This window comes from Komagataeibacter swingsii (assembly GCF_003207895.1).
In the GTDB taxonomy this organism is placed as follows: Bacteria; Pseudomonadota; Alphaproteobacteria; order Acetobacterales; family Acetobacteraceae; genus Komagataeibacter; species Komagataeibacter swingsii.
Window position 1 is genome coordinate 161,861 of the sequence record NZ_NKUB01000001.1, and the last position, 11,524, is coordinate 173,384.

Here is an 11,524-nt window from a genome sequence, read left to right on the forward strand (position 1 = left end):
CGCCTTTTTGAGAAAAACGCGGCACCCAAAAACTTTTATTGTTTTTTATCAATGATTTGTTTTCAAACAGCCTCTTAAAAAAGGCGTCACCAAAAACTGTTTCTAGCTCCCCCCGAAGCCGAGGAACCCGATGGACGGGTCGGCATGCCCGCCGGATGCGTCATAGCGGTGATCGACGGTGGTGGTCGTGGAGGCATGGCGCGGCATGGTCAGCGGTGGGGTATCATCCTCGCCCTCCGCAAGGCTGTTCGATGCGAAATGCGGGTCCGAATCCGAGAACGTTCGCATCGACAGCAACAGGAAGGTAATGTCGTTGCGGTTCAGGTCGATCGCCATGTCCAGCGGCGTCTGGCCCAGCACGTTATGGCCCGTCATGTCCGCACCCCGGTTCAGGGCTTCCTTCGCGGCCCCCAGGCTGCCACGGTTGATGGCGTCAAACAGCGCGTCGGTCGGGTTCATGTCCGAGCTGGCGTGGCCGTGTTCCTCTTCACGCGATTCCGCGCCGGGCAGTGCGGCAGGCGGGGCGGCCGCCTTGGCCGCGCGGCGGGCTTCAGCCTTTTTCGCGGCTTCGGCGGCCTCGCTCTCGGCTTCCGCGTCGTCGGCATCCTGCGCATGGGCCATGTGCAGGGGCATGCACAGGCAGGGGATTCCTGCGAACAGGGCGGCGGCAAGAAGATAAATACCGGATCTGGAAATCATGTCCTGTCCCGAGAGTGTGCGTTCGACCAAGCATGCAAAACGACCGCATGCCACACGGCATTTCTGGTGATTACCGCAAAATTGCGGCGGATGCGATGCCTAATCATCCCTGTGTCAGGAACGGCTTTCCCGCCACCACGCCAGCAGCAGCATGGCCAGCACGAACAGGCCCACCGCCCAAGCTGGCAGCACGGACGTGGCCTGCTGTCCCGATACGCTGTGGGCGTTGCGCGCGGGGAAGGCAAACCGGTCGGCTGTCGAGCGTGCGTGGCCGCTTTCCATGACCACCTGCGGCAGGGATGGGGCCTGCGGGCTGTCGCCCAGCCAGTGCACGCCCCCGCCGGTTGCCGCCGCCATGGGCGCCAGCAGGGATGCCGTTGCCCGCAGGTCGGCGAATTCAACCGGGTCTTCCGTGCGCGGGGCGGCAAAGGCTTCATGGCCGGCGTCGTCACGCACTGTCCATATCCCTTCCTGCCGCGCGGGCAGGCGGGCGCGGGCAAGCCCGGTATTGCCCGCGGGTTCCAGCGTTACGGACTGCGTGGTGCCATCGGGGGCGACCACATGGACAACCGGCGGCGGCCCGGACGTGACCGAGCGCCGGGTAATGGTCATCTGGCCTGCCGATATCCCGGCTTCCAGCTGGTTCTCCTCCAGTTCCGGTTCCTTCATCAGCCAGTGCGAAATCCGGCGCAGCAGTTCCGACTGCGGCCCCCCGCCGCCTTCGCCATGCGACCACAGCCATGCCTGATCCGACAGCAGGAAGGCGACGCGCCCCTTGCCCGCATGGTCCAGCACCAGCAGGGGCTGCTGGTCCGGGCCAGTCATCAGCACCTCGCCATTGGCGGAATCCGTGCGCAGGCCGCGATACCACGGCCCCCAGCCCGGTTGCGCGCCCGCCCTGTCAGGCGCCCCCGGCAGGCCGGAGGTCACGGGATGGCGCATGCCGGTTTCCGTAAGGTCAGGCCGGAAGCGGCGCACGGTCATGCCGTCGCCGGACGCCACATGCGCGGGCAGGATGTCCGATAGCGGCGTGTCCTGCAACGATCCGGGGGTCAGGAATTCCGGCCCACCGATCAGCAGCAGGCCGCCGCCCGCGCGGATGTGGTTGACGATGTTGCGCAGGTAGGCTTCGGGCAGGATGCCCCGGTTTTCAAACCCGTCGAGGATGATGAGGTCGAACTGGTCGATCTTCTGCTGGAACAGTTCGTTCACCGGGAACGCGATCAGCGCAAGGTCGGACAGCGGCGTGCCGTCATCACGGTCGGGCGGACGCAGGATGGTGAAGTGGACCAGGTCAACCGACGGGTCGGCCTTCAGCAGCCGCCGCCATACCCGTTCGCCCTGATTGGGCGTGCCGGACACCAGCAGCACGCGCAGCCGGTCCCGCACGCCGTTTATGCGGATGACATCATGGTTGTTGCGTGTCGAGACCTCGCCGGGCAGTTCCGGGGCCGACAGGCCCACCAGCATCTCGCCCGGATGGGTGACGGGCAGGGTAATGTCCTGCGGCTGCCCGATCCGCACGGGACGGGAAAAGGTCGTGCCGTCCCCCTGCGTCAGGGTAAGCTGGGTGGTGGCGTCCGGGGCGGGGGGCGCGCCCTGGTCATCGATCTCGACACGGATGGTGACATCCTTGCCCACTATGGCAAAGGGCGGGGCCTGCAGCACGCGCAGGTGGCGGTCGGTTTCCTCGCCCCGTCCGGTCAGCAGCACATGCAGCGGCAGCATCGTGCGGTGGCCGTGCCCGTCATCGGGGTCGAGCATGTCGGGCACGCTGGCGGGGATGTCATGGTCCTCGCCATCGGTTATCAGCACCGCGCCCGCAAGGCGGGAGGGCGGGATGTCCGCCGCCGCCTGCCGTAATGCGCCAAACAGCCGCGTGCCGCCATGCTGGGCCTCGCGCAGGGTGACGATGCGCGGCACCAGTCCCGGCACGCGGTTCATCTCGGCCTGCAGGCGTTCGGCGGTGTTGCGCGCCATGTCGCCGCGGTTGCGTTCGGACATGGAGGCCGACTGGTCCACCACGATCAGCGCGGTTTCGGGCAGCGGGTGCCATGTTTCGGTAATGCGCTGCGGGTCACACAGCCACGCGATGACGCCTAAGCCCGCCAGCAGCCGCCATACGCTGCCGCGCACCCGGCGCGCAAGGCCCGCAACCGTCATGACGGTTACGGCGGCCAGTAGCAGATAGATGCACCACAGCGGCACCTGCGGGCTGAATGCCATCATATGGCGCGACAGGTCGGGCATGCCCATCATTCCCCCAGCCGTTTCAGCAGGGCGGGCACATGGACCTGATCGGCCTTGTAATTGCCCGTCAGCGCATAGATCACCGCATTGACCCCGAAACGGTAGGCCAGAACGCGCTGGTCCGCCCCGTCGGGCACGGGGGCGTACGGCGTGTTGCCGCTGTCATCCACCGCCCATGCATGCGCCCAGTCGTTGCTGCCGATGATGACGGGGCTGACGCCGTCATTGGTGCTGTCGCCTTCCTGCGCCACCCACACCGGCATGCCGTCGTACCGGCCGGGAAAGTCATGCAACAGGTAGAACGTGTGCGACAGCACATGGTGGTTATCCAGTCTGGCAAGGGGGGGAATGTCCAGCCCCGCCGTCATGCGCCGCAGGGCCGCCGCCGTGCCGGGGGCGGAACCGGTATAGCTGCCGGGACTGTCGGTTGCCGTGGCCGGGTCCTGCCCCTGCGTGTCGATCATCAGGATGCCGCCATGGCGCATGTAGGTATTCAGCGCCGCCGTGCGCGCGGGCGTGGTGGTGGCGTCCGCCGTCACCGGCCAGTAGATGAGCGGGTAGTACGACAGGTCATCGCGTTCCGGCACCACGCCATCAGGGTGGCCCAGCACGGCGGAGGTCCGGGCATTGACGTAATCCGACAGGCCCTGCAGCCCTTCCTTCGAGACATCATCGATATCCGTGTGCCCGGTCACGACATAGGCCAGCCGGGTTTCCAGCGCCGCCCGCGGCACGTCGGGGGGAATGTCCGCCGCCTGTGCCGCGCCATGCGCCATGCAGGCCAGCGCCAGCATGGCCACCGTCGCCCGTCGTCCCCATTTCCGCCCGCGCTGCATCACGCTGATCGCGCCATCCACGACCAGCAGCAGTGCGGCCAGGAGCATGAGCAGCGGCCCGATGGCAAGGTCGGGCACCTGGCCGCGCAGGTCGGACGCCGTGCCGATGGTGTCCTGCGCCACCAGCGGGGCCGGGCCATCACCGGGGTTGAGCGCGCGGCGGCTGCTGCGCGGGCCATACAGTCCCGGCGGGTGCTCCGGCGTGGGCGCCGTGTGGCCAAAGGCATCCGCCCGCAGCGCCTGCGCGCCCGCGGGCGGCGTCACCAGCGCGCCATCACCATCCAGCGTCATGTAGGGGGCCAGCAATGTCGCGCCCGCCGGTGTCTCGATCCCCGATGCCGCATCGATCAGGTGTTGCAGCATGCCCACGAACAGCCCGGACAGCGGCAGGTTGGACCATTCCGCCGTGCTGGTGACATGGAACAGCACGACCTGACCCGCCCCAAGGGCGGCATGGGTCACCAGCGGCGTGCCATCGGTCAGCCGCGCCCAGCTATGGCTGTCCAGATCGGTGGAGGGTTGCGCCAGGACCTGCCGCGACACCGTGACATCGGCGGGGATATCAAGGTCATGGAACGGGGAGGTCGCAGGGAAGGGGGCAAGGTGTTCGGGCCTGCTCCATGACATGGTGCCGCCCAGCACCCGCTCGCCCCCCATCAGGGGGACAGGCAGCAGCGTATCGGCGGGCTTCGGGTCCGGGCCGGGGCTGTCGCCACCCTGGACCAGCAGGGGGCCGGCAAAGCGGATCAGAGTGCCCCCGCCGCGCACCCAGGCCTCCACCTTCCTGCGGCTGTCGGGGCTGCCCAGCGTGCCATCGGGGGCGATGATGACCGAAAGCGGGCGGGCCAGCAGCGTGTCCAGATCCCCCTCGCGCAGTTCGGCGGTGGGTTGCAATGCACGGCGCAGGTAGAACAGGCTGCCCATCAGCGGCGTGTCGGATGATGTGCTGGCAATCAGCCCCACGGGGCGCTGGCGCTCGCGTTCATCCAGCAGGCGCACCCCGCCTGGCCCGTTCACGCCATCCAGCGACAGGTGATCGACCTTGTTGCGCAGTTCCGCTGGCAGGGCGGGCGTGATGTCCACATGGTCGCCACCTGCGGGCAGGGTCACGGGCATAAGGGCCAGCGTGCCGCCGGTGCCGGTTTCAAGCCGTAGCTGCCATGTGCGTGCATGCGGGCGCGGTACGGCGCGCAGGCGGGTGGCCAGCCCGTTTGCGCCACTGCCCGGCGGCGCGAGCAGGGTGATGTCCGAACCGGGCAGGTACATTTCCCGCACCGGCCCGATATGGGCCAGTGCCGCGCCGAACGCGGCATCGGCCGGTGTGGCCAGCCCGTCCGCAACATAGATGACCGGACCGTGCCAGCCCTGCTGCGCCAGTTGCGCCAGCGCGCGCGTGGCCGCCGCCCGGTCCACCGGCCATGCGCGGGGCAGGAGCGGGTCGATCATGCCGCGCAGCACCTGTGCCTGCTGCGTGGGCTGGACGCCCACCGGGTCCAGCGCGTCGCTGCGCGCCGTCAGCAGCAGGCGCGCGCCATGCCCGGTGCGTGACAGATGGTCCAGCAGCCCGTCCAGCGCATGGATGCGCTGCGGCCACGTGCCCGCGGCGGCCCAGCCATTATCCACCACGATCAGGCAGTCGGCATCCGCCGCTCCCGCCTGCCCGCGCGGGAAGATCGGCTGCGCCAGTCCCAGCACCAGCAGCCCCACGGCGGCGCAACGCAGCAGCAGCCGCCACAGGGGGGGCGAGGTCGCATCCGGGGGCGGTGCGTTGAGCGCGCGCAGCAGGGCCATGGGCGGAAAGGACTGCACCCGTGGGGCGGGTGGCAGGGCATGCAGCAGCCACCACACGACCGGCAGCGCCAGCAGCCCCAGCAGCATCCATGGTGCAAGCAGCATCATGGCCTGTTCCCCATGCCCGGCAGGGCGCGCAGCGCCAGCAGGGCCTTTTCCGGCGGCTGGTCCGTCAGGTGTGGCACCGGCGGGCTGCCCGCCGCCCGGCACAGCGTGGCCAACTGGTCCTGATGGCGGGTCCATATCGCGGCGTAGTCATGGCGCAGGGTTGCGCTGCCATTGAGCAGCACGGTCGTATCATCCTCCAGCCCGGTAAAGCGGGTATGGCCTTCATACGGTAAAGCGGTTTCCGCCGGGTCGATCACCTCGACCAGCGTACAGGTCGCCTGCCGTGCGGTCGCCGCGCGCAGGAAATCCGCCAGTTGCGCTGTGGGATACAGCCCGTCGCCAAACAGCAGCACCCGGCTGCGCGCGGGGATGGCGGCGGCCTGTGGCATGTCGGGTGCGTCCGCCGTGGCGCGCAGGGCGGCGATCAGCGCATGCGCCATGCGTTCCAGCGCCTGCCGCCCGCGCAGGCGCAGCGGGGGCGCGCCGGCAGTGCCCAGCAGGCGGATGTCCTCCCCCTGCCGCAGCAGCATGGCGGCACAGGCCAGCGCCAGCAGGAAGGCGCGTTCGGCCTTCAGCGGCAGGCGTTCATCGGACCGCCAGCGCATGGACGCACTGTTATCGCACCAGATGCATATGGTGTGCGGGGTCTGGGCTTCATGTTCGCGCACGAAGGCCCGGTCCCCGCGCGCCGACTGCCGCCAGTCGATATGGGTTGCGGCCTCGCCCGCCATGGCGGGACGGTACTGCCAGAATTCCTCGCCCACGCCAGCCTTGCGCCGGGGATGGGGACCGGCCCCCGCATTCTGCGCGATCCGGCGCGCCGCAACAATCAGGGCCGGCAGCCTGCTGGCCAGTTGATCCGCCAGCGCCGTGGCCGAGACCGGGTGGCGGGGCAGGAAGGCGGCATCATCCCCGCCATGGCCTGCTGGGGGCGACGTCCGGCCCGGTGGTCCCGGTCGGGTCCGCCCGGACAGGCGCGTGAGAAAGGACAGGGCTGCGCGCAATGTCAGCCGATCCGTCCGACCAGCGTGTCGATCAGCGTGGCCAGGCGCACATTTTCCGCCCGCGCGGTAAAGGACAGCGCCATGCGGTGGGCCAGGATGGGGTGGGCAAGTGCCGCCACGTCCCCGATGGTGGGGGACAGACGGCCATCCAGCAGGGCGCGCGCGCGGGTGGCCAGCATCAACGCCTGCGCCGCGCGCGGGCCGGGTCCCCACGCCACGGCTTCGCGGATGGTCGGGTCATCGGTCGTCTCGGGCCGGGCCGCGCGGACAAGCCGCACGATCGCATCGACCACCTGTTCACCCACCGGCAGCGCGCGCACCAGTTCCTGTGCCGCCAGCACGTCACTGGCCGCCAGCACGGGGCGCGCCGTGGCGGTGGTGGCGCCGGTCGTGGCCAGCAGCATGGCGCGTTCGGCGCTGGCGTCGGGGAAGTCCAGCGTCACCTGCATGAGGAAGCGGTCAAGCTGCGCTTCGGGCAGGGGGTAGGTGCCTTCCTGCTCGATCGGGTTCTGGGTCGCCAGAACGTGAAAGGGGCGGGGCAGCAGGTGGTTGGTGCCCGCGATGGCGACCTCATGCTCCTGCATGGCCTGCAGCAGGGCGGACTGGGTGCGGGGGCTGGCGCGGTTGATTTCATCGGCCATCAGCAACTGGCAGAACACCGGCCCCGCCACGAAGCGGAAGCTGCGGCGGCCGTTTTCGTCCTCGTCCAGTATCTCGCTGCCCAGGATGTCGGATGGCATGAGGTCGGGCGTGAACTGCACGCGCCGGCCATCCATGCCCATCACGTGACCCAGCGTTGTGACCAGCAGCGTCTTGCCCAGTCCCGGCGCCCCCACCAGCAGCGCATGCCCGCCCGATATGATGGTGGTCAGCACAAGGTCGATCACCCGGTCCTGCCCCAGTATGACGCGCCCGATTTCCGCGCGCGCGTCGCGCAGGCGCGCGCCCATGCTTTCGGCCCGGGCCGCGATCTGTTCGCCCGTGGGGGATGGGGGGGATGTCATGCCCGCCTGCGGCGCCGCATGGTGGGGAGGGGTATCATCCATGGTCATCATTCCAACAGTCTGACAGGTCCGGGGGTTTCATCAACCCGGTGTTGATCCCTATATCAAGTCCAGCAGCTTCCATAGTGTCGGGTTAACGCAATTGATGGACGATTTCGAGACAGGTGAGACCATGCCCTCCCTTTCCACGGGCCGGGCGGGCACATGCGGCGCGCTGCCGTTCCTGATCCGGCGTGACGGGACGTGGCTGTACCGTGGCTCCCCCATCCGTCGCAAGCCGATGGTCTGCCTGTTCGCCTCCACCCTGCGGCGTGACGCGCAGGGCGGCTACCGCCTGCAGACCCCGGTCGAGCAGGGCACGATCGAGGTGGAGGACGCGCCCTTCGTCGCCAACCATCTGGAATGGCATGGCTGTGGCCGGGGGCAGGTGCTGTCGTTCCGCACCAATGTGGACCAGGTGATCTGCGCGGGGCCGGATCACCCGATTCGCTGCGCGTGGGACGTGCCGTGCGAAGGCTGCGGCACGGGGCCGGTGCCCTACCTGCATGTGCGCGACGGCGATGGCGCATTGCCGATCGAGGCGCGGATCGCGCGTCCCGTCTATTACGAACTGGCGGCGCTGGCGGTGGAAGGCAGCTGCCGTGGCGTACCCTGCCTGGGGGTGTGGAGCCGGCATGTGTTCTTCCCGCTATCCGCCCTGCCGGACGAAACCTGACCATGAAGGCGGCCAGCCCGCTTGATGGCCTGCGCCGGGACATGCCCGACGTGGCGCGGCACCTTGCGCGGATATGGGCCATCCTGCCCGATGCGCGGCTGGTGGGGGGGGCGGTGCGTGACCTGCTGTGCGGGCGCGCGGTGGCGGATATCGACCTTGCCAGCCCGCACGCGCCCGACATGGTCATGGCGCGGCTGGAACAGGCGGGGATGCGCGTGGTGCCCACGGGCCTGTCGCATGGCACGGTCACCGCCGTGCTGGATGGCCATCCGTTCGAGATCACGACCCTGCGCCGGGATGAGGAAACCGACGGCCGCCACGCAACGGTCGCCTGGACCCATGACTGGCGCGAGGACGCGGCCCGGCGCGATTTCACCATGAACGCCATGTCGTGCGACAGCGCGGGCGTGGTGCATGATTATTTCAACGGGCGGGCTGACCTGGCGGCGGGGCGGGTCCGCTTCGTGGGGGATGCGCGGCTGCGTATTACGGAAGATGCGCTGCGCATCCTGCGTTTTTTCCGTTTTCAGGCCCGTTATGGCGGGGACGCGCCCGAACCGGAGGCAATGGCCGCCATCACCGCCCTGTCCGGCATGATCGATCGGCTTTCGGTCGAACGGGTATGGGCGGAGATGCGGCGTATCCTCGTCGGGCCGCACGTGGTGCGCACGCTGGCCCAGATGCATGATGCCGGCGTGCTGGCCCATGTCCTGCCCGAAGGCTATGACATCGGCCGCCTTGGCCGCCTGCTGGCCTGTGGCGCGCCCGCCGAGGCGGTGCTGCGCCTTGCGGCCCTGGTGTCGGGGGATGTGGCGGCGGTGGCGCGGCGGCTGAAGCTGTCGCGCGCCGACGGCGCGGCGCTGGCCCGGACACGCGGCGAACCCGTGCCGCTGCCCGGCATGGGGGCGGACGTGCTTGCGCCCATGCTGGCCGATCATGCGCTGCGTGACCTGTCATGGCGCGCGTGGCTGCGCCAGGCCGACCTTGCGGGGCAGCGGTCGGCGGCATGGGATGGCCTGCGCGCCATGCTGGACGGGATGGAAAAGCCGGTATTCCCGCTGGCGGGGCGCGATGTCATGGCCACCGGGCGGGCATCGGGCGCCATGGTGGGCCGGGTGCTGGCGCAGGTGCGGCAGTGGTGGCTGGAAAATGGCTGCACGGCAGGCCATGCGGCCTGCGTGGCGCGCATGAACGGGGTATTGCATGATGGCCCCACCAGCGCGACATAATTTGTAACCATGTGTCGCGGCCCTTTGTTTTGCGCGGCCATGCGGTTATAGGCCGGTTAATGAACGCGATTCAAACGCCCGTGCCCGACAGGCAGGACACACCCACGCAAGCGGTGTCGTCACGCAGCCTGATGCGACGGCTGTGGCATGATGAACTGGCCTGTCACAAGCTGCGCATCCTGACCGTCATGGTGCTGACGGCGCTCATGGCCATATTCAGCGCGCTGTACCCACTGGTGATCCAGCGCGCGCTGGACATGTTTGCCGACCACGACCCGCGCATCCTGTACCAGGTGCCGCTGCTGGTGGTGGTGATTACGGTGGCGAAGGCGATATCGCAGTACGGGCAGTCGATCGCGGTGCAGTCGCTGGTGCTGCTGGTCATCCGCGGCTTGCAGCAGCGCATGTTCCACCATCTGGTCCATGCCGACATCTCCCGCATCGAAACCGAGGCCCCGGCCCAGATCGCCGCCCGTTTCACCACCGATGCCGTGGCGATTCGCGAGGCGATGATCCGCGCCACCAACGCGCTGGGGGACGCCGTGACGGTGGTGGGGCTGATTGCGTCCATGCTGTACATGGACTGGGAACTCAGCCTGATCGCCGCCGTGCTGTATCCCCTCGCGGCCATGCCGGTGCGCAGGCTGGGCAAGCGCCTGCGCCGCGAGTCCGGTGGCGTGCATGAACAGGTGGGCGAGACAAGCGCGATGCTGACCGAAAGTTTCAGCCAGTCGCGCACCATCCGCGTCTACAGGCTGGAAGACGCGGAAGAACGCCGGGCAGGGCATGTGCTGGACGGGCTGCATGCCGGCCTGCTGCGCATCGCGCGGGGACGCGCGCGCGTCGACCCGATGCTGGAGGTCCTGGGCGGGGTCGCGGTCGCGGCCGTGCTGGGTTTTGCCGGGTGGCGCGCGACGCAGGGCGGCGCGACGCTGGGCGATTTTTCGGGGTTTGTCGCGGCCCTGCTGCTGGCGGCACGCCCGCTACGCGCGCTGGGCACCCTTAATATCGCGTTGCAGGAGGGGCTTGGCGGCCTGCAGCGCGTGTTTGACGTGATTGATGAACCCGTGGCCGTGGCCCAGGCCCCGGATGCGATCGCCCTGCCGCCCGGTGGCGGCGACCTGCGCTTTGAACGGGTGGCGTTCGGCTACCCCGATGGGCGCATGGGGCTGGAGGGGCTGGATTTCGTGGCCAGCCCCGGCCTGACCGTGGCCCTTGTCGGCCCGTCGGGGGCGGGCAAGTCCACGGCGCTGTCGCTGATCCCGCGCCTGCATGACGTATCGGCCGGGCGCATCACGCTTGATGGCGTGGACCTGCGCCGGCTGGTGCTGTCGCAACTGCGCGACGCCATTGCCTATGTCAGCCAGGACACGCTGCTGTTCGACCTGTCGGTCATGGACAATATCCGCATGGGCAACCCGCAGGCGGATGATGAGCAGGTCAGGGCGGCCGCACGGGCGGCGGCGGCGGATGAATTCATCCAGGCCCTGCCTCGCGGCTACGACACGGTGGTTGGCCCCGGCGGGCAGCGGCTGTCGGGCGGGCAGCGCCAGCGCGTGGCGCTGGCGCGCGCCCTGCTGCGCAACCCGCGCGTGCTTTTGCTGGATGAGGCGACCAGCGCGCTGGATAGCGAAAGCGAGGCCATTGTCCAGAACGCCCTGACGCGCCTGCGCCACGGGCGCACGACCATTGTGGTGGCGCATCGCCTGTCCACCGTCCGTTCAGCCGATCTGGTCGTGGTCATGGCGCAGGGCCGCGCGGTCGAATGTGGCACGCATGATGCGCTGATGGATGAAAACGGGCTGTATGCCCGCATGGTGCGCAATCAGGCCTTTACGCTGTAAACTGCGCTGAAAGTGCGCCCGGGCCGGTGATGGCGGTTGAAGTG

General features: G+C 68.9%; 8 protein-coding genes. 3 read left to right on the forward strand and 5 right to left on the reverse strand.

Translation table 11 applies throughout. The annotated features are described in order from the left end of the window. Positions 1-102: 102 nt before the first annotated feature. From CFR76_RS00780 to CFR76_RS00800, 5 genes are all read right to left on the reverse strand, one after another. On the reverse strand, positions 103-699 hold the full coding sequence (locus CFR76_RS00780) for an ankyrin repeat domain-containing protein (protein WP_110555377.1): 597 nt from the start codon (positions 697-699) through the stop codon (positions 103-105). A gap of 114 nt (positions 700-813) precedes the next feature. Beyond that, positions 814-2,958, reverse strand: coding sequence for a VWA domain-containing protein (locus CFR76_RS00785; RefSeq protein WP_110555378.1), 2,145 nt, complete (start codon positions 2,956-2,958; stop codon positions 814-816). Beyond that, positions 2,955-5,684 carry a DUF4159 domain-containing protein gene (locus CFR76_RS00790; RefSeq protein ID WP_110555379.1) on the reverse strand — a complete coding sequence of 910 codons (2,730 nt, stop codon included), beginning with the start codon at positions 5,682-5,684 and terminating at the stop codon, positions 2,955-2,957. The genes CFR76_RS00785 and CFR76_RS00790 overlap by 4 nt, the downstream gene beginning before the upstream one ends. Beyond that, entirely contained in the window at positions 5,681-6,688 is a 1,008-nt protein-coding gene (locus CFR76_RS00795; RefSeq protein WP_110555380.1) for a DUF58 domain-containing protein, read from the reverse strand. Before CFR76_RS00795 ends, CFR76_RS00790 begins: the two co-directional genes overlap by 4 nt. A 2-nt stretch (positions 6,689-6,690) precedes the next feature. Next, on the reverse strand, positions 6,691-7,743 hold the full coding sequence (locus CFR76_RS00800) for an AAA family ATPase (RefSeq protein WP_110555381.1): 1,053 nt from the start codon (positions 7,741-7,743) through the stop codon (positions 6,691-6,693). 94 nt (positions 7,744-7,837) lie between these two features. Between CFR76_RS00800 and CFR76_RS00805 the strand changes: the two genes are divergently transcribed. Genes CFR76_RS00805 through CFR76_RS00815 form a run of 3 tightly spaced genes read left to right on the forward strand, consistent with a single transcriptional unit; the run spans position 7,838 to position 11,480 of the window. Continuing rightward, positions 7,838-8,407: a DUF1285 domain-containing protein gene (locus CFR76_RS00805; protein ID WP_110555382.1), complete on the forward strand. Its 570-nt coding sequence runs from the start codon at positions 7,838-7,840 to the stop codon at positions 8,405-8,407. A 2-nt stretch (positions 8,408-8,409) separates the two neighbouring features. Next, a complete protein-coding gene (locus tag CFR76_RS00810) occupies positions 8,410-9,636 on the forward strand; it encodes a CCA tRNA nucleotidyltransferase (protein ID WP_110555383.1) in 1,227 nt (408 codons plus the stop codon). 59 nt (positions 9,637-9,695) lie between these two features. Then, the gene (locus CFR76_RS00815) at positions 9,696-11,480 is read left to right on the forward strand and encodes an ABC transporter ATP-binding protein (RefSeq protein WP_208623898.1); all 1,785 of its coding nucleotides are present in this window, start codon (positions 9,696-9,698) and stop codon (positions 11,478-11,480) included. Positions 11,481-11,524: the final 44 nt, after the last annotated feature.

Excerpts from the sequence above, each read along its gene's own strand:
- CFR76_RS00805 (WP_110555382.1), top strand. The coding sequence starts at position 7,838 with ATGGACGATTTCGAGACAGGTGAGACCATGCCCTCCCTTTCCACGGGC.
- CFR76_RS00800 (WP_110555381.1), bottom strand. The coding sequence starts at position 7,743 with ATGATGACCATGGATGATACCCCTCCCCACCATGCGGCGCCGCAGGCG.
- CFR76_RS00785 (WP_110555378.1), bottom strand. The coding sequence starts at position 2,958 with ATGATGGGCATGCCCGACCTGTCGCGCCATATGATGGCATTCAGCCCG.
- CFR76_RS00790 (WP_110555379.1), bottom strand. The coding sequence starts at position 5,684 with ATGATGCTGCTTGCACCATGGATGCTGCTGGGGCTGCTGGCGCTGCCG.
- CFR76_RS00815 (WP_208623898.1), top strand. The coding sequence starts at position 9,696 with ATGAACGCGATTCAAACGCCCGTGCCCGACAGGCAGGACACACCCACG.
- CFR76_RS00780 (WP_110555377.1), bottom strand. The coding sequence starts at position 699 with ATGATTTCCAGATCCGGTATTTATCTTCTTGCCGCCGCCCTGTTCGCA.
- CFR76_RS00810 (WP_110555383.1), top strand. The coding sequence starts at position 8,410 with ATGAAGGCGGCCAGCCCGCTTGATGGCCTGCGCCGGGACATGCCCGAC.